This window comes from Acidovorax sp. GW458-11-26-14-TSB4 (assembly GCF_059423865.1).
Genome location: NZ_JBWKYR010000004.1, coordinates 178,639 through 196,602, shown reverse-complemented (window position 1 = coordinate 196,602; position 17,964 = coordinate 178,639). Strand labels below are relative to the sequence as shown.

At 68.4% G+C, this 17,964-nt stretch carries 16 protein-coding genes; 5 read left to right on the top strand and 11 right to left on the bottom strand.

The genetic code is table 11. The annotated features are described in order from the left end of the window. The first annotated feature begins 217 nt into the window (after positions 1-217). Positions 218-3,412, top strand: coding sequence for a WD40 repeat domain-containing protein (locus AC07X5_RS11445; RefSeq protein ID WP_494770245.1), 3,195 nt, complete (start codon positions 218-220; stop codon positions 3,410-3,412). Positions 3,413-3,461: 49 nt separating this feature from the next. On the opposite strand, the gene AC07X5_RS11440 is transcribed toward AC07X5_RS11445, so the two are convergent. The 6 genes from AC07X5_RS11440 to modA all read right to left on the bottom strand — a co-directional run bounded on the left by AC07X5_RS11440 (position 3,462) and on the right by modA (position 9,083). Then, a complete protein-coding gene (locus AC07X5_RS11440; RefSeq protein WP_494770244.1) occupies positions 3,462-3,842 on the bottom strand; it encodes a response regulator in 381 nt (126 codons plus the stop codon). 155 nt (positions 3,843-3,997) lie between these two features. After that, positions 3,998-4,828, bottom strand: coding sequence for a transglutaminase-like domain-containing protein (locus tag AC07X5_RS11435; protein WP_494770243.1), 831 nt, complete (start codon positions 4,826-4,828; stop codon positions 3,998-4,000). 90 nt (positions 4,829-4,918) lie between these two features. After that, positions 4,919-6,637, bottom strand: coding sequence for a RecQ family ATP-dependent DNA helicase (locus AC07X5_RS11430; protein ID WP_494770242.1), 1,719 nt, complete (start codon positions 6,635-6,637; stop codon positions 4,919-4,921). 286 nt (positions 6,638-6,923) lie between these two features. Then, positions 6,924-7,622 carry a sulfate/molybdate ABC transporter ATP-binding protein gene (locus tag AC07X5_RS11425; RefSeq protein ID WP_494770241.1) on the bottom strand — a complete coding sequence of 233 codons (699 nt, stop codon included), beginning with the start codon at positions 7,620-7,622 and terminating at the stop codon, positions 6,924-6,926. A 9-nt stretch (positions 7,623-7,631) separates the two neighbouring features. Continuing rightward, on the bottom strand, positions 7,632-8,285 hold the full coding sequence (gene modB, locus AC07X5_RS11420; RefSeq protein ID WP_409959381.1) for a molybdate ABC transporter permease subunit: 654 nt from the start codon (positions 8,283-8,285) through the stop codon (positions 7,632-7,634). Between the two features lie 18 nt (positions 8,286-8,303). Continuing rightward, entirely contained in the window at positions 8,304-9,083 is a 780-nt protein-coding gene (gene modA, locus AC07X5_RS11415; RefSeq protein ID WP_494770240.1) for a molybdate ABC transporter substrate-binding protein, read from the bottom strand. A gap of 1,064 nt (positions 9,084-10,147) precedes the next feature. Between modA and AC07X5_RS11410 the strand changes: the two genes are divergently transcribed. Then, entirely contained in the window at positions 10,148-10,786 is a 639-nt protein-coding gene (locus AC07X5_RS11410) for a LysE family translocator (RefSeq protein WP_494770239.1), read from the top strand. Between the two features lie 300 nt (positions 10,787-11,086). Here the strand turns inward: AC07X5_RS11410 and AC07X5_RS11405 are convergent, their stop codons facing one another. After that, the gene (locus AC07X5_RS11405; RefSeq protein ID WP_494770238.1) at positions 11,087-11,842 is read right to left on the bottom strand and encodes an SDR family oxidoreductase; all 756 of its coding nucleotides are present in this window, start codon (positions 11,840-11,842) and stop codon (positions 11,087-11,089) included. A gap of 123 nt (positions 11,843-11,965) precedes the next feature. Here AC07X5_RS11405 and AC07X5_RS11400 point away from each other — a divergent pair, with 123 nt between their 5' ends. Together AC07X5_RS11400 and AC07X5_RS11395 are read left to right on the top strand one after the other, a co-directional pair. After that, entirely contained in the window at positions 11,966-12,895 is a 930-nt protein-coding gene (locus tag AC07X5_RS11400; RefSeq protein WP_494770237.1) for an AraC family transcriptional regulator, read from the top strand. Between the two features lie 112 nt (positions 12,896-13,007). Continuing rightward, positions 13,008-13,436, top strand: a complete 429-nt coding sequence (locus AC07X5_RS11395; RefSeq protein WP_409955144.1) for a hypothetical protein — start codon at positions 13,008-13,010, stop codon at positions 13,434-13,436. A 132-nt stretch (positions 13,437-13,568) separates the two neighbouring features. On the opposite strand, the gene AC07X5_RS11390 is transcribed toward AC07X5_RS11395, so the two are convergent. The 3 genes from AC07X5_RS11390 to AC07X5_RS11380 form a co-directional block, all read right to left on the bottom strand. Continuing rightward, entirely contained in the window at positions 13,569-14,807 is a 1,239-nt protein-coding gene (locus tag AC07X5_RS11390; protein WP_494770236.1) for a type II toxin-antitoxin system HipA family toxin, read from the bottom strand. Beyond that, positions 14,791-15,063 carry a helix-turn-helix domain-containing protein gene (locus AC07X5_RS11385; RefSeq protein ID WP_409955141.1) on the bottom strand — a complete coding sequence of 91 codons (273 nt, stop codon included), beginning with the start codon at positions 15,061-15,063 and terminating at the stop codon, positions 14,791-14,793. Before AC07X5_RS11385 ends, AC07X5_RS11390 begins: the two co-directional genes overlap by 17 nt. A 202-nt stretch (positions 15,064-15,265) precedes the next feature. After that, positions 15,266-16,165, bottom strand: coding sequence for an AraC family transcriptional regulator (locus tag AC07X5_RS11380; RefSeq protein WP_409955139.1), 900 nt, complete (start codon positions 16,163-16,165; stop codon positions 15,266-15,268). 132 nt (positions 16,166-16,297) lie between these two features. On the opposite strand from AC07X5_RS11380, the gene AC07X5_RS11375 reads away from it, so the two are divergent. Continuing rightward, entirely contained in the window at positions 16,298-17,074 is a 777-nt protein-coding gene (locus AC07X5_RS11375) for an SDR family NAD(P)-dependent oxidoreductase (RefSeq protein WP_494770235.1), read from the top strand. 33 nt (positions 17,075-17,107) lie between these two features. Here AC07X5_RS11375 and AC07X5_RS11370 read toward each other — a convergent pair whose 3' ends face one another. Further along, on the bottom strand, positions 17,108-17,824 hold the full coding sequence (locus AC07X5_RS11370; RefSeq protein ID WP_494770234.1) for an SIMPL domain-containing protein: 717 nt from the start codon (positions 17,822-17,824) through the stop codon (positions 17,108-17,110). Positions 17,825-17,964 lie beyond the last annotated feature (140 nt).

Here is a 17,964-nt window from a genome sequence, read left to right as displayed (position 1 = left end):
GCCATCTTGGATGGCGCCAATCCGGAACAAATCGACGGATGGGCACTTCATTGTGACGAAAGGCCGCGTCCGCCCGCTATTGCCGCCTACATTGGCTGGGCTGCGGGCGTGAACAGCACACCCGTGCCGCGCCCACTGCGGGCCGCTGCCAGCGCCAGGCCCCGCCACACCATTCATTGCCTCAACGACCCTCGGGCGCACCCCGCCCGTCCCGCCCATGCCCACCCTGCGCTTCGTACCCCTGGCCGACGTGGCCCACCTGCTCCCCGCCGACGGCCCGATGGCCGAGCAACTGCAGTCCGAGCCCGACACCCTGGCCGACGCCACCGTGGCCTGGGTCAGCGGTGACCTGCAGTTGCCCGCGCTGGACCTGGACGCGCCCCTGCAGCCCGGCAGCGCGCTGCGCGCCCTGGCCCAGGCCACCTCCGGTCTGCCGGGGCCGCCGCCCGGGCATCTGGTCCTGGTGCTCATCGACGGCAACCTGCAGATCGACGGCGCGCTGAGCGGTGGCGACGCCTACGGCAGCAGCCACCTCACCGTGCTGGGCAATACGCAGCTGCAGCATGCCGTGGTGGAAGGGCTGCAACTGCATGTGCAGGGCACGCTACGGGTCGATGGCCTGCTGTGGGGCCACGGCGAGCCTGGCGAGTTGCATGTGGGCGGCGACCTGGTGGCGCGCGTGGCGGTGTTCAGCGAAGACTACGCGGTACACATCCATGGCGATGAAGAAGTGGAGTTTCTGCTCGACGAGGTGCGCGGCGTACCGAACCTGGTGGAGTTCTCGAACGAGGCCGCAGGGCTGGTGTTTGCCCCGGGCTTCTACAACGGCATCGACGATGGCGAAGACGGCTTGGCCGACCTGCTGGACCGCGACCGCGTGGTGGCCGCCGTGCGCGCGGGCCATAGCCCCGTGCGCAGCAGCAGCGATATCCACGCCGACCTGCCCCTGGCCAACGACCTGTTTGCCGACGAGGCCATCAGCGCAGCGAACATCCAGGCCCTGGTGAACTCGGCGGTGCTGGAGGACGATGAGCAGACCGCCGAAGGCTGGTTCGCGCAGACCCATTTCTCGCTGTGCCGCCGCCATGTGGACGCTGAAGGGACGCAGCACGACGACCGGATGTTCATCACGGTGTGGAAGACCTGGGAGTTTTACTTGGCCGCATCGCCTGCAGCCCCAGCCCGGCCCACCCGGCGTGCGCCCAACCCTGCGAGTGCCAAGCTTTCGTTGCTGTACCGCGAGTACACCGATGGCGAACCCGGCGATTGGGCCACGCTGGACAAGCACGCCGACGAGGAGGTGCACGAGGCCTGCGAAGCCGCATGGCGCGGCGTGCTCGACTATGTGCGCCGCGCCGTGTGCCAGGCGCGCGCGGGCTACCCGCTGCACCAGCGCTTGAAGGCCGAGCTGACCGCCGCGCGCATCGAGCGCCTGACCCTGCTGCCCGTGTTCACCGAGCAGTACAACGACTGGTGGGACGCCGACAAGCGCGGCACCTGGTTCGACGATGTGTGGCTGGGTGCACGCCAGCCCTGCATGCGGGATGGGGAGTTCTGGTGCCGCGCGCTCGATGTGAGCTGGGAGAACGGCGAGGACGGGCCGGGCGACGCGGAGCACGACGCCCACGGCAACTACCAGATCGACATCGACCGCCCAGGCGAAGGCCGGGAGCCGGTGGAGTTCACCTACAGCCAGCGGCAAAGCGAACACCGGCCGCCACTGCCGCGCGGCGCGGCCGACCATTGTGCGCGGCTGCTGCGCCTGGTGGGCATGGCGGAGGCATCGTTGCTGGAGGCGCACGACCAGCAGTTGGCCGAGCGGGCCCAGCAGCAGGCCCAAGAGGCCGAGGCCCGGCGCATCGAGGCCACGGTGCAGCTGCTGGCCACGCCGCCAGGGGCCCAGGGGTTACCGGACGCAGCCGTGTTCCCGCCTGAACTGCTGCAGCTGTCCGGGGAGTGGCAGGCCGGCGGCCAGGCCTATGTGGCGGCCATCCGCGCCCACCAGCACGCGGCGCAGGCAGCAGCCGCCGCCGCCGAAGCGGCCGGCTACCAGCCACCACGATGGGATGACGATGCCGGGCAGGACGACCCGAACAGCACGCTGCCCGGCGACCCGCGCGAGGCCAGCGCCGCCACGGTGCTGCAGCTGGCCCGGGTGGTCAGCCGCCATGCGGACGAGGCGCTCACCGAGCGGTTTCGCCAGCGCTTTGCATTTGCGCCCGATGCCTATGCCGCCCTGGCTTCGGAACAGGGCCAGGCCATCGGCCCGGTGTTCCAGCTGGCGGACGGTGCCGGCCTGGTGGCGCGCATCGGTGCCGACTACAGCCCCGGCGTGCACTGGGTGCAGTTAAAGGGCCCGGCGCTCACGCCACTGCCTGCGTTCAAGGGCTTGGGGCGCTCGCACGACGGGCGCTGCTATGCGCAGAGCGATGGCACGCACATCACCACGCACCAGGGCTTTGGCGGGCCCCAGATCGCGCAACTGCCGCTGCCGCAGGGCAACGAGGGGCTACCCGCAACGCTGGGCCTGGCCGCAGGCGCGCTGGGCCAGCGCTGCGACGAGATCATCCCCTTCAACGATGGCCAGCGCGCGCTGCTGCGCAACCCCACGGGCGTGTACCTGCTCACACCCGGCGGCGTGCAGCGCATCCACCCGCAGGAGTTCGAGGACGACGGCCCGTACAGCTGGCCCAAGAACCAGCTGCAGGAGGGGGCGGAGAACGGTGCCGACGCCAATGATGATGGCGAGGACGAAGGCGAGGACCGGGATGGCGAAGAGGGCGAGGACGAGAACACCACCCCGCGCCAGCTGGCGCTGGACATGCTGCACATGGCGCTGTCGCCCGACGAGCGGCACATTGCCCTGGGCGACCAGGACAGCATGCACATCCTGCTCGACGCGCAGGGCCGGGTGCTGCGCACGCTGGTGACCGAGTCCTACCCGCACCACACCCGCTTCTCGCACGACGGCGCACTGCTGTGGGCCAACTCCTGCCATTTCTACAACGGCAGCACCGTGGCCAGCCGCGTGGCCGATGCACAGGACAGCGAGGGCACGCTGATCGACACCGAATGCCGCGTCTACGCATCGGCCACGCTGCCGGGCATGGTGATCCTGGGCGACGCCTATGGCTACCTGCACGCCCGGAGCGATAGCGGACAACTGCTGTGGCGCCACCACATCGGAGGCACCGTCAGCGCGCTGGAGGCATCGCCCGACGGCCTCCTGCTGCTGGCAGGCACCTGCAGCGGCTACCTGGTGCTGCTGCAGCGCGCGGAGGTGGACGCCCAGTTGGACGCGAAGGCAGGCACGGGGGTAGGCGCAGACCCCTACGCCATCGGCTCGTCGCCCTATGTGGAGCTGCGCCGCTGGATCTTCTGGGGCAGCGAGGCCGCGCCGCTGCGCTGGTAAGGCCCATGCACGGTGGGGGTTGGCGGACAGCCCCGCCAACCCAGCACCATCAGACCACCACCTCGGGCAGCTGCGTGCAGTGCTCGAAGAAGGCCTGCAGCTCGGTCACCTTGTCGAACACCGCATCCGCCCCCAGAGCCAGGCAGCGCGCGCGCATCTCGGGCGTGGCATGGTTGGTCAGCACCAGCACATGCTGGTCCGACGAGCGCGGGCCCACGGCCTGCAGCACGTCCAGGCCCGAGCCCTGGCCCAGGTGCAGGTCCACCACCAGCAGGTGCCACTTGCCGCGCCAGCGCGCCAGCGCTTGCGTCGCGCCCAGCGAAGTTTTGGCAATGGCCACCACCTGCGCGTTGGCAGCCTCCTCCAGCGCCGGGACCAGGGTGTCGCAAATGGGTTTGTTGTCTTCTACAAGAAGGGTGACGAGAGGCATCTTCAATGGGGGATGCGGCGCCTGGCACAGGCACTGCACATACATCAGGTTGGGGTAGCAGGTGCCGCCATCGCCATGTGGCAGGTGTAGCGGGTGCGGCAGGTTCGCGCCCGGCGGGCAGGCGCTGCCGGGCCGGCGGGGCTGTCTGGCCGATGTCAGGCCCGCAGGGGAAAGGTCAGCGGAGCCTCCATCGCAATCTCTTCGACGCGCACGTTCATCAGCGTGATTTCGAGCGGGCCGTAGTACGACAGGAACGCGACATCGGCCGCATCCCTCCCATAGGCTACCACGATGCGCCCGCCCCTTGCATGGGCCTGGGTTCCGTCGAAAGCATACCAGCGGTCCCCCACGAAGGCCTCGAACCAGGCATGCATGTCCATGGGGTCGAGCGCGTGCAGGTAGCCCACGACGTAGCGGGCAGGGATGTCCAGGGCCCGGCACAGGCCAATGGCGACATGCGAGAAATCCCGGCACACGCCTGCGCCATCGTTCAGGGTGTCCAGCGCGTCGGTGGTGCCGCTGCTGACGTTGTAGCGGTACTCCAGGTTGCGGTGCACCCAGCTGCGGATGGCCTCGACCTGGCCATAGCCCGGAGAGGCATCGCCCACGATCTCGCGCGCCTTGTCCTGCATCTTGTCGGACGGGCAGTAGCGGCTTTGCAGCAGGTACTTGAGCGCGTCGTAGGGCAGGTCCTCCACCGGCACGGCGGCGGCGCTGGCATCCACCGCGATGTGCGTGTCGGTGATCATGATCATGTCGACCTCGATGCGCATCTGCCCCTGCGGAATCTTCAGCCGCTGGCAAAGGTTGCCATGGTCGTCCACATACTCCGTCATCGGCACGACGGGCGTCAGCTCGTAGCGCTCCTGCACCATCCACTGCGAGTCGCCACTGCGCGGGCGCAGCATGGCCACCACGGCACAGTCCATGTCGGCGAACAGTGTCATGCGGCAGGTGGCGTGCAACTTGACGAAGGTTTGGTTCATGCGGGGGAGTCTAGGGGCTGGCAGCGAATGCCATGCCCGCCAATGCCCCTCGAATCCGCTCCCCGCCACCGCGCCGCCTGGCCCGTGGGCCTACGCCGCCAGTGCCACCGGGGCAGAGCGCCGCGCCGCGCGCACGAACTCCGGCAGAAAGGTGCGCCGCGCCCCGTTCGGGAACTGCACCGTCACCGAATGCGCATTGGCCTCGACCACCTGGCCGGCGCCATAGCGTTTGGCACGCACGGCATCGCCATCGGTGAAGGCCGGCCGCGCGCTCGCCGGCTGCGGCCGCACCTCGATGGGCTGCTCGGGCGTGGCCACGGCCGGCGCCAGGCGCGACAGCTCGGCCATGCGCAGGCAGTTATCGCAGCGGCCGCAGCCATCGGCGGCGGCCCCCTCATCGCCCAGCGCCGACAGTACCGCCTGCCAGCGGCAACGGCCGCTCTGGGAGTAGGCCACCATGGCTTCCAGCGTGGCGCTGTCCTGTTCGCGGCGGCGGCGGTAGGCCGCCAGCAGGGGCTCCAGCGCCGCGTCGTCCAGTTCGCGGGCCAGGGTGAAGCGGCCGGCCCGGTCCCGCCGCACCACCTTCTGGCTGCGCAGCAGGTTCAGCGCCACCAGCACCTTGGCGCGCGGCCGTGCGGCGGCCTCGACAATGGCATCGGCCGTCCAGCCGCCAGCGGGCGCGGTGTGCAGCAGCGTGGCATGCACGGCCTGCAGGTCGGCCAGCATGGGGTAGCGGCCCGAGGCGAAGAACTGCTGCAGCGCACGGTCCTGCCGCACGTAGAGCAGCGTGCACCGCGAGTCCCCGCCATCGCGCCCTGCGCGGCCGGCCTCTTGGTAGTAGGCGTCCACGCTCGCGGGCATCTGGTAGTGCAGCACGAAGCGGATGTCCGGCTTGTCGATGCCCAGGCCGAACGCATTGGTGGCCACCATCACGCGCACCCGGCCGTCCATGAAGGCGTCCTGCGCTTCGGCGCGCTGGGCGGCGGGCAGGCGCCCGTGGTACAGGCCCACGCTTTCACCGGCGGCGGCCAGCTTGCCGTGCAGTTCTTCGGCATTTTTCACGGTGGCGGTGTAGACAATGGCCGGGCCCTGGCTGGCCGCCACCAGCTCCAGCGCACGCGGCAGGCGGTCGGCGGCACGGCCCAGTTGCTCCACGGCCAACTGCAGGTTGGGCCGGTAGGCCCCGGTCTGCACCACATTCCCGGCGGCAATGCCGAATTGGACCACGATCTCCTTCATCACCGCTGGCTTGGCGGTGGCCGTGAGTGCCAGCACCGTGGGCCGGCCCAGCGCGCGCACGGCCGGGGCGATCTCCAGGAAGGCGGGGCGGAAGTCGTGGCCCCACTGGGCGATGCAGTGCGCCTCGTCCACCACCAGAAGGCTCACGCTGTGCCGCGCCAGCGCTGCAATGAGCGCCGGGTCGGCCATCTGCTCGGGCGTGGTCAGCACGATGCGTGCGCTGCCGCACTCGATGGCCTGGCGCGCCGCGGCCAGCTCGTCGCTGCCGATGGCGCTGTTGACCTGCACCGCGGCCACGCCCAGGTCGCGCAGCGCGTCGCACTGGTCCTTCATCAGCGCCACCAGGGGCGAAACCACCACGGTGGTGCCCGGCAACAGTAGCGCCGGCAACTGGTAGCACAGCGACTTGCCGGCGCCCGTGGGCATCACAGCCAATGTGCTGGAGCCTTGCAGCACGCGCTGCACGACATCCGACTGGCCGGGCCGCAGGCGCTTGAAGCCAAAGACCTTGCGCAGGGTCTTGTCGATGGCGGTCTTGTCGGTGGCTTTCGGGCCAGAAAGCTCCAGCAATGGCGGGGCAGAGGGTGAACGGACAGTGGGTCGGCGAACTAAAGTACTCATATCGGGCCCGCGCCCGGCGGTGCTGGCGCGGCGTGTGATGGATGAGGCCGATTGTGGAAAGCCCCGCCTGCACCCCGCGCCGGAATGCCGCGCACACGCTTGTAAGACAGCATGCGCTGCCAGCCCCATCGCCCCAAGGCTTTACCGCGTTGCAGGGCAGTTGCCCACCGAGGCCAGCAGGCCCTTGCGGCCCTCGTACCCGCTGTCGTGCCGCTGGAAGTCGCGGCCGTGGCGCTCACGCAGCAGCAGGGCTCTTCATGGCTGCAGAAGCCACCACCCGACCCTGGTCAAGGTGCACCACCGACTGGGCCAGGGCTTCCACATCGCTCGGGTCGTGCGTGACGAGCAAGGTGGGCACCTGCACGCGCTCCAGCATCTCGGCCAGTTCCTGGCGCAGGCGAATGCGCAGTTGCGTATCGAGCGCCGACAGCGGCTCGTCCAGCAGCAGCAAATGGGGCTGCGGCGCCAGGGCGCGGGCCAGGGCCACACGCTGGCGCTGCCCTCCGGACAGATGGCGGGGCCAGGCGTCGCGCAGCGCCTCCAGATCGAACTGGCGCACCAGCGCATCGATGCGCTCGCGCCCGGCAGCGCCCGGCTTTTGGCCCAGCCGGCACAGCCCGAACGCCAGGTTCTGCGCCACCGTCATGTGGGGGAACAGGGCGTAGTCCTGGAACACCAGGCCCACGCGGCGCTCGCGCGCCGGCAGGTCGATGCTGCGCGCGGTATCCAGCAGGGCCGTACCGGCCACGCGCACATGGCCTGTCACATGCGGCGCCAGGCCCGCAATGGCCATCAGCACGGTGGACTTGCCGGAGCCCGAGGCCCCGATCAGCGCGGTGCGCGCGGTGGTCGAGCCAAAGCGCACGTCGAGCTCGAAGCTGCGCCCCGGAGATTCGAGCCGGGTCTGCACCTGGACGTCGAGGATGGGGTCCATGTCAGTCAATCAATGTTTCGCCTGCAGCATGCGGCCGGAGACGACCAGCACGACGATGCACACCACTGAGATCACCAGCGTGAGCCACAGCGCCTGCGCGTCGTTGCCGGCCTGCACGGCGTCGTAGATGGCGATGGAGAGGGTTTGCGTCTTGCCCGGCAGGTTGCCGGCGATCATCAGCGTGGCGCCGAACTCCCCCATGGCCCGCGCGAAGGACAGCATCAGCCCTGCGGTGATGCCGCGGATGGCCAGCGGCAAGGTCACGCGCAGGAACACCTCGAACTCCCCTGCGCCCAGGGTACGCGCCGCATGCAGGATGCGCGTGTCCACGTCCTCGAAGGCCGCACGCGCGGCCTTGTAGATCAGCGGCAGCGACACCAGGGACGCGGCGATCACGGCGCCCTGCCAGGTGAACATCAGGTTGATGCCGAACCAGCGGTCCAGGTACTGGCCCAGCACGCCGTTGCGCCCGATCACCACGATGAGGTAGTAGCCCAGCACCGTGGGCGGCAGCACCATGGGCAGCATCAGCAGGGCATCGACGACATTCTTGCCCGCAAAGCGGCGCTGCGACATCCACCAGCCCAGGGCGATGCCCACCACGCCCGCCACGAGCGTGGCGAGCAGCGCGATCTTGAGGGTGAGCCAGAGAGGGGTCAGCAAGGCAGCGCAGCCTCCGCGTCAGGGCTTGGAAAAGCCGAAGCTGTCCAGGATCTGCTGGCCCGCGTCGCTGCGCACGAAGGCGATGAAGTCCTTGCCCACGGCAGCGTTCTTGCTGGCGGCGACCTGGGCGATGGGGTAGCTCACCGGCGTGGTGGTGGGCACGGTCAGCGCGATGCGGGTCTTGTCCTTTTCGATCAGCGCATCGGTGCGGTAGACGAAACCCGCGTCCACTTCACCGCGGGCGACGTAGTTGAGCACCTGGCGCACGCTCTCGCCATAGATCCACTTGGGCTCCAGCGTTGCGGTCAGGCCGGCCTCCTGCACCGAGGCCATGGTGTAGCGGCCCACGGGCACGGAGCTGGGTGTGCCGGTGGAGATGCGCTTGTACGCCGCACTGCCCAAGTCGGCCAGCTTCTGCGGGGTGGCGGCTGCAGCGGCGGTCGAGGGCACGATCAGCACCAGCGTGTTGCGCGCGAAGTCGGCGCGCGTGCCTTCGGCCAGCAGCCTGGCCTTGGCGGCACGGTCCATGGTCTCCTGGTCGGCCGAGGCGAACACATCCACCGGTGCGCCCTGCTGGATCTGCGCGAGCAGCGGGCCCGATGCGGCGAAGTTGAAGGTGACCTTGGTGCCGGGGCGGGTCTTCTCGAAGGCCTGGCCCACGGCCTGGAAGGCGTTGGTGAGGCTGGCCGCGGCAGAGACGGTGACCTCCTGCGCGTGCGATGCCATGGCGCTGACGGTCAGCGTTGCAAGCAGGGTGGCTTTTGCAAGCCAGCGGGAAGAGGTCGTCGTATGGGTCATCTCGGGTTCTTTCGATTCGCTATTCTAGAAAGTAATAGCGAAATCATAACAAGACGTTTCTGTTTCCCTCGCTTGGCTACGGGCATCCGACCCGCGCGATGGGAGTTCACCCGGAGGGCGTCAAGCGCTGCTGAAGTGCCGCATGCCTGTTCGATGGGCGGGAGCCGGGTCTCGGCCCGGCGGCCGAGGTACCTTTCTTTGCGTCGCCAAAGAAACGTACCCCAAAGAAAGGCGACCCCGCTGCCCGTGTCCCCACTCACCTGGCGGCGAGTGGGGCAGCCTGCGATGCTCGGTCCTGGGGTGCACCGCGGAACTCGCTGCGTTCTTCGAACTCCGCTCAAACAACCGCGGTGAGTCAGTTCACGATGCGCGTGTCCTTCGGCACGCGCTCACCCCAGGCCCTGCGCTTCTCGGCACGGTCAGAAGGGGCGAGGAGCGGGCTCCACACGGGCCATTGCTTCGCTCGGCCTGTGGTCCTTCGCTGCGCTCGGCTCACCAGAGTGATCGCGCCCATTTCGTCGGCAGCGCGCAGCGCGAACCGACACCCGGCGCAGCTGCGAAGCAGCAGCCGGGTTTGTCCCCGCTCCCCACCCCTGCTGGCTGCGCCGAGAAGCGCAGGAGCTGGGGTGGGTGCATGTGCCGAAGGACACATGCACTTCGTCTTCTGGCTCGTCGATGCTGTTTGAGCGGAGTTCGAAGAACGAAGCGAGTTCATCGACGTCCACCCCAGATCCGAGCATCGCAGGTTGCCCGCAGCGAAGCGGAGGGACGCAGACTGGGGGCCGCCTTCTCTTTGGTGACTTTCTCTTGGCGGCCCAAGAGAAAGTTACTGCGCCGCCGGGCGCACATCCCGGCCTCCGCCCTCAAAACAAGAACAGAAGCAACCACCGACAACAAACAAAAAAAGATAAGCCACACACCGAAGCATCCACCACCCCACACGCCGCATGATCCACGCACCACAGACCCCCATCACCCCACGGCAGCAAACCAGCGCCGATTCAAAGAAAATCACGCTACGGCCAACCCCGGCGGCCAAAGCACGAACGAAAGCCCCCCTCCCCATGACCCTCACCCACTGGCTCCTCTTCTGCGGCGTCTCCCTCCTGATGTGCTTCACCCCCGGCCCCGCCGTGCTGCTGGCCGTAGCCAACTCGATGGACGTCGGCGCCAAACGCACTGCCTTCAGTTCGGTGGGCAGCTCGGCCGGCATCTACGTGGTATCGGGCCTGGCGATGATCGGCATGGGCGCCATCCTCAGCATGTCGGCCAACGCCTTCCTGGTGATGAAGGTGGTCGGCGCGATGTACCTGGTCTGGCTGGGCGTCAAGCGCTGGCGCAGCAAGGATGCGCTGATCAGCAGCGATGCCGGCCAGGCCCCCACCGACCGGCGCGAGCGCAAGAACTGGCAGTTGGTGGCGCAGGGCATGGGCGTGTCGCTCACCAACCCCAAAGCCATTTTGTTCTTCTCGGCCCTGTTCCCGCAGTTCATCGTGCCGGGTGAATCGCTGTTCACCCAGTACCTGCTGCTGACCACGACCTTCGCCGTGTGCGCGCTGATCTCGCACGCCTTCTACGTGGCGCTGATCTCCCTGGTCAAGCGCCATGTGGTGGCGCGCGCCCGGCTGTTCAACCGCATCGTGGGCGGCACCTTCATTGCGCTGGGGCTGGGTTTGCTGAACACACGGCACAAACTGGGCTGACTGACGGGCACCACGCCGACGGCGTGCCGCCACCGGAAGCGCCGGCCTCCATCGACAGCCACAGCACGCAGCGCGTGCCGGCCGGTGAACTGGCCCAGGACAGCCACGCGCCCAGCGCCTCGGCCCGGCGCAGCTGGTGCTTGGGGCCGCGCCCGCGCGCCTGCAGCGCAGTGCCCACGGCAAAGCCGCGGCCGTGGTCAAGCACGCGCACCTCGACGCCGCCGTCCAGCGCCTCGCATCTTGGAACGCACCTTGAGCTTGGCGTAGATGCGCCGCACGAAAGTGAGCACGGTGCCTTGGCTACGCACCCGCCAAAGCCACCGCATCCGCCCCCGCCGGCAGGCGCATCGGAGCCGACTCGTCGGTCACCGCACGCCACACCGCCTCGGCCACGTCCTGCGCATGGGTGACGGGCGTGCTCGTGTCGCGCACCGCGGCAAACACCCGGTCGCGGAACTCCGCATAGGCCGCGGGCACGCTGCCGACCATGCGCGGCAGCGCGTTCTGGCCAAAGCTGGTGCCCGGCGCGCGGCCGGGCAGCACCAGGCGGGCGCGCACGTTGAAGGGCGCCAGCTCCAGCGCCAGCGATTCGGTGAAGGCATTCACCGCCGCCTTGCTGCCGGTGTACACCGACAGCAAGGGCAGCGGCGCCAGAGTGACGCTGGAAGTGACGTTGACCACCACGCCCGCGCGGCGCTCGCGCATCTGCGGCAGCACGGCCTGGGTCATGGCAATGGTGCCCAGGGTATTGGCCTCGAACACTTCGCGCGCATGGGCCAGCGTGGTGCCTTCAAGCGGAGCCAGCACGCCGATGCCGGCATTGTTGACCAGCGCATCGATGGGCCCCGCTTCGGCGATGCAGCGGCGGATGCTGTCGGCATCGGCCACGTCGAGCGGCAGCACGCGCAGGCGGTCGGAGGCGGGCAGCAGATCGGTGCGCGGCGCGCGCATGGTGGCGATGACGCGCCAGCCCCGGGCCAGGAAGAAGCGGGCTGTCTCCAGGCCGAAGCCCGAGGAACAGCCGGTGATGAGAACGGTGGATGGGGGGGCAGACATGGGCAAAGGCTCCGTGGATAGATTAATGGATGGATGGATGGATGACGATGCCGGGATGGTAGGAGCGCCCGCCTGGATTGAATACACTCTTCAGTCCTTTATTTTGTTGAAAGAGTCCAGGCCATGGTCGATCCCCTGGCGGAAGTCGTCTCGCTGCTGCGGCCCGCGGCGCCGTTCTCCAAGCTGGTGCATGCCTCGGCCCCCTGGGCCGTGCGGCGCAGTGAGACGGGGCGGCCGTTCTACTTCGTGGTGCTGCAGGGCAGCTGCCACCTGACCATCGACGGGCCGTCGCGCAGCGACACCATCACCCTGCAGCAGGGCGACTTCGCGCTGATCCCGGCGGCACGCAGCTTTGCCACCAGCAGCCTGGACCGGGATCCACCACGCGAGGGCGAGGCCGTGGCCACCCCCATCGTGCCCATGCCGGGCGGTGCGCGCGTGGGCGACCCGGCCGGCGAAGTGGATGTGCGCATGCTGGTGGGCAACTGCGTGTTCGAGTCGCCCGACGCGGCCTTGCTGGTGCCGCTGCTGCCACAGTGGCTGCACGTGCGTGGCGAGCGGCGCCTGGCCACGCTCGTTGAACTGGTGGGCGACGAATCGCGCAGCGACCGGCCCGCGCGCGAGATCGTGATGGCCCGGCTGCTGGAGGTGCTGCTGATCGAGGCGCTGCGCTCTTCGGCCCGCACCATGGCTGCGCCCGGCCTGGTGCGCGGCCTGGCCGACCCCCAGCTGGCGCTGGCGCTGCGCCGCATGCACGCCCATCCCGGCGAGCCCTGGACCATGGGCCGGCTCGCGCAAGAGGCGGCCATGTCGCGCAGCGCCTTTTTCGGGCGCTTTCACCGCGCGGTGGGCATCGCGCCCATGGAATACCTGCTGGCCTGGCGCATGGCGCTGGCCCGGCAGATGCTGCGGCGCGGCGAGCACTCCATCGCCGCCATTGCCGAGCAGGTGGGCTACAGCTCGGTCAGCACCTTCGGCGTGGCCTTCACACGGCATGTGGGCATGCCGCCGGGGCGGTACGCGAAGGAGCAGGCGGCCGGCAGCGCTGCCTAGAGAGCGGCGCCGCCATGCTCGCATTCCCTGAGGTCCCGGCCTGGGCTGAATCCTAAAATGGCGCCACCTGCCGCACAGGCAGCCCATCCCCACCGCAGGGAGGAAAACACCGATGTCCGCATCCCTCTTTGCCGCCATGTTCTTCACGGTGGCCCTGCTCGTCACCACGGCCTACTTCATCATGGGCTCCATCCCGCTCTTGGTGCTCAAGCACGATACGCCGCTCGATGCGCGCTTCGTGCGCGGCTTCTTCAACCTGTACTACCGCGCGGCGCTGGTGACGGCCACGGCCACCGCGATCAGCTTTGCAGCGGCAGGCCGGCCGGGGATCGCCGCGGGTGCGGCCGCGCTGGCGGTGCTGGCCATCGTGCTGCGCCGCCAAGTCATCCCCAAGATGGATGCGCTGGGCGCGCAGATCCAGTCGTCCCCAGATTGCATGAGCGCCATCCCCGGCTTTCGCAAGACGCATGTCACGGCCATCGCGATCAATCTGGCGCAGCTGGTGGCGATCGTGTGGACGCTGATTGCGTTCAGCAAGTAAGAGCGGATAACAAAACTCAGCGAAGCGGTTCTGGCTAGGCGCTGCGCCGCAGGCAGTACGTTAGTACGACAAGGCGCAGCAACGACGCCAGAAGAGTTTTGTTAGCCGCTCTAAGTAAGTAACGCTGCGTTTTCAGCGCGCGTGCGCCAGGCCTTCGTCCCACGCCTGCGACATGTCCCGCCACAGCGACTTCGGCACCCGTGGGTCACCCCTGGCCTCTTGCAGGGTGGTGCGCATGGCATCGGCAATGCGTGCGAGCACCAGGGCGGGTTGGGTCACGCCGCAGACCTTGCGGCCAAACTCCAGCAACTCTTCGGTGGTCGGGTAGGTCTTGGTGCGGTGCCTGCCGGAAAACAGCTTGAGCGCCAGTGTCCTGTCTTCCAGCTCAGGCCCGCCTGCGTACTGGGTGTAGCGGTAGATGGAGGTGGTCACCACATCGAACATGGGCGCCAGCCAGGCCTCGGTGGCTGAGCGGTACAACAACCCGAAGTTCTTCAGGTGCGCATCGCCGTTGCGCACCATCACCGAAAACGCCACCTGCTCGTAGAAGCGGTGCAGGTTGTCGCTGTGCAGCTGCAACTGCCGCAGCAGCTCGGCAACGCGCTGGTAGCTGCCCTGGTATTTGCGGTCCGACAGCACGTCGCGCACGCGCAGACCCGCCAGCGCCGCGATGTCCTCGAAGCCCAGCCGCTCCACCTGCCCATCGCCCCGCACCACCAGATCGAAGCGGTCGAGCACCAGCATCTGGCCATCGTCGGACAAGGCGAAAGATGGCACGCCGATGCCGGCCTGCCTGGCAGCGCTCAGGCACAGAAACTCGTTGGCGGCCAGGCCCAGGTAAGCGGGGCTGGCGGCCTTCACGATGAGCGAAGGAATGGGCACCGTCGGGCGGTCGGGCACCATGATCTTGGGCTGCATGCCGGCAATGCCGGCCCCCGTACTCAGGTAGGCCGCCACCAGTTCGCCGAAGACCGCAGGTGTGTACCGCGTGCCCAGCAACTCGCTCTTGCTCAATGTACGGGGCATGGCCGCTGCGGCCTGCCCCGGCAGGCCAAAGCCCAGCCGGCCGATGCCATTGCGCCCCACCAATGCCAGCATGTGCATGGGCGTCATCGGCTGCTTGGGGAACAGCTCGCGGATACGCATGAACAGGTCGCCTTCGGGCAGGTTCTGGTCCATGACAGGGAACAGGTCGCCGTCCTGCCAGGTAAGTTGCTGTGCGGGTGGCATCAGCAGGGCCACGGCCGGCTGGCCCGGGTCCGGCGCGAGATAGCGAAACTCATACGTGGAGGTCTTGAGCAACTGGCCCGCGTTGAGGCGATCACCAATCGAGACATCCAGCAGGCGGATCTTTTCAGGGAGCATCGCCATCGTCGTCCATGAAACGGCGCGATACCTCGTGCGCAGAAGGCAGGCCCGCGCTCTCGATGCGCATCGCCAGGCCCAGGGCCCCCAGAACGGCCAGGAGGGAAGACACGGTGGTGTCCTCGCCCGCCTCCAGTCGGTAGACCACCTCGCGCACCTTGCCCGCCTTGTTGGCCAATGCAGACTTGCTCATGCCCAAGGCCTCCCGGCGCTCGCGCAATTGCGCGCCCAACTCGTCTGGCAGCCTGATTTTGTCAGTCATGGCTTGCATATTATTCATAAATTACGTTATTTGCTAGTCATGACTTGCAATGCTGGCGTTTCGGGTGCACAACCTCAAGACCGAGGCTGGGCGCAGGAAGAAGATTGAAACCTTTGTCGCGATGCTGGCGCGGGGAGAGACGATCTATCCGCAGCGTGCAAAGCAGGCTGCAAAGCCGCCCTGATGCCGGCAGGCAGCTCTTTCACGCCGCCTCGCGCGCCCTGCCCCGCGCCGCCTGGGTGTCGCGCACCGGCGGCAGGCCGAACAGGCGCCCATACTCACGCGTGAACTGCGGCACGCTTTCATAGCCCACCGCAAAAGCGGCCGTGCTGGCGCTCGCACCCTCGGACAGCATGAGCCGGCGCGCCTCGATCAGGCGCAGCTGTTTCTGGAACTGCAGGGGCGAGAGGGATGTGACGGCCCGAAAGTGCTGGTGGAAGGACGAGGGGCTCATGTCCGCCAGCGCGGCGAGGCTTTCCACGGGCAGGGGCTGGGCGAAATCCTTGCGCAGCACGGCCACGGCGCGCGCCACGCGCTGGGCATGGCTGCCGGGCCAGCCCAGGCGGCGGATGGCGGCACCGTGGCGGCCGGCCAGCAGCCAGTAGTGCAGCTCGCGCACCAGCGGGGCGTGCAGCAGGGGCACGGCCTCGGGCCGCTCCAGCAGGCGCATCAGGCGCAGGGCCACGTCTGCCACCTCGTCGTCGGTGGGGTCCACGCGCACGGGGGCGTGGTCGCCCAGGGGCGCGGCACCCATCTGGGCCGAGAGGTCGGCGATCACCGGCAGGTTCAGCTCCAGCGCGATCGACAGGTAGGGCGCGGCCGCGCTGGCGCGCGTGATCTGGCTCACCGTGGGCACGTCGGCAGTGATCAGCAGCGATTCCCCTTCCGAGAAATCGAAGGCCTGCGCCCCCATGGTCACCTGCTTGCTGCCCTGCAGCACCAGGCAGACCAGCGGGTGCGATATGGCATGCATCAGCCCGCTGGGCTCGGTGGCACGCACCACCGTCATCCCCGGGATGGGGGTGGGCGTGACACCTGGCTGACGGGCATGGGCGTCGGTGTAGCGGCTCACGGCCTGGAACAGCGGAGAGGGAAACGTCATGTGCCTAGCGTAACGCTTTGTAGGAGCTTTGGCACTGGTTTTGGAGAATCAGGCAAGAATTGAGGGGGTTTCGGCAACACCGCCAGGGGCTCTGGCCAGACACTGGATTCCGTCACCCACAGGAGCCCAACCATGACATCCACCACCACCGCAACCTCCACCATCACCCTCATCACCGGCGCCAGCCGGGGGCTGGGCCGCAACACCGCGCTGAGCATCGCCCGCACCGGCGGCGACGTGGTCGTCACTTACCGCAGCAAGGCCGGCGAAGCCCAGGCCGTGGTTGCCGAAATCACCGCCCTGGGCCGCAAGGCCGTGGCCCTGCAGCTGGACACGGGCGACGTGCCCAGCTTCACAGGTTTCACCGAGCGCCTGCGCGCCGCGCTGCAGGCCACCTGGGGCCGCGCCACCATCGACCACCTGGTCAACAATGCCGGCCACGGCGACTACGCCAGCTTCGCCGACACCACCGAGGCACAGTTCGACCGCCTGGTCGATGTGCACTTCAAAGGGGTGTTCTTCCTCACGCAGGCCCTGCTGCCGCTGGTGGCCGACGGCGGGCGCATCGTGAACTTCTCCACCGGGCTCACGCGCATGACGCTGCCGGGCTACGCCGCCTACGCAGCCGCCAAGGGCGCCGTGGAGGTGCTCACCCGCTACCTGGCCAAGGAACTGGGCGCGCGCGGCATCGCGGTGAATACCGTGGCGCCCGGCGCCATCGAAACCGACTTCGGCGGTGGCGCGGTGCGCGACAACCCCGCGCTGAACAAGCACCTGGCCGATGTCACGGCCCTGGGCCGCGTGGGCCTGCCCGACGACATCGGGCCCATGGTGGCCAGCCTGCTGGACGCGAGCAACCGCTGGGTCACGGCCCAGCGCATCGAGGTATCTGGCGGTCAGGCGCTCTGAACACAAGGCGGCAGCAAGCCGCCCTGCCCTGCCTCAGCGCATCTGCACGGACCCGGACACGGTGACGACCACCTGCGCCTTGCCCGCCTCCACCGGCACGGCCGAGTCAGAGAAGGACGAGGCCTTGGCCTCCATGGCCATCATGCGCGGGCGCGGGCCGGGCGACATTTCATTGCTGTTCACCGCGACTTCGCGCAGGCTGTAGTTGGCAAAGCCGAAGCCCTTGGCCAGTTCGGCCGCGCGGGCCTTGAACTGCTCGATGGCCTGGGTCTGGGCCTCGCCCTCGACCTTGGCACGGGCCTCGCGCGACAGGGCAAACGCCACCTGGCTGATGGCCATGGTCTGCACCTTGCCGGCCGTGGTGGTGATGCGCGAGAAGTCGCGCCCCTCCAGCACCAGCTCGGCGCGGCCCTGCCAGCCGTTGATCTTGCCGTCCTTGGCATAGCGCGGGTACAGGCCGAAGGGGCCCGTGCGCACGTCGAGCTGGCCAGGCTGGGCATTGCGCTTGGCCTCGGCCAAGGCACCGTCCAGCGCCTGCTTGAGCTGGGCCTGCACGGCGCTGGCGTCGGCGCCCTCCTTGCTGGTGGAGAGGGTGACCACCAGCAGGTCCTGCTGCGCCTCCACGGTGCCCGTGGCCGACAGCTGCACCACGTTGCGCAGCTCTGGCGGCGCGGTGTTCTGGGCCAGGGCGGCACCAGTGCAGCAGGCCAGCAAGGCGGCGGTGGCAATCAGGCGGGTGGAGATCTTCATAGGGGAAAAGCTTTCGTCAAACATTGGTGGCGCCACGATAACCGCTGGCGCACACCCCGCGGTGAAGCCCATGCGCCAAGTGTGCGAAGCTCCGCAAAACTTGTAACAGTTGGTCAAACATACCCCCAAAAACCGAACTT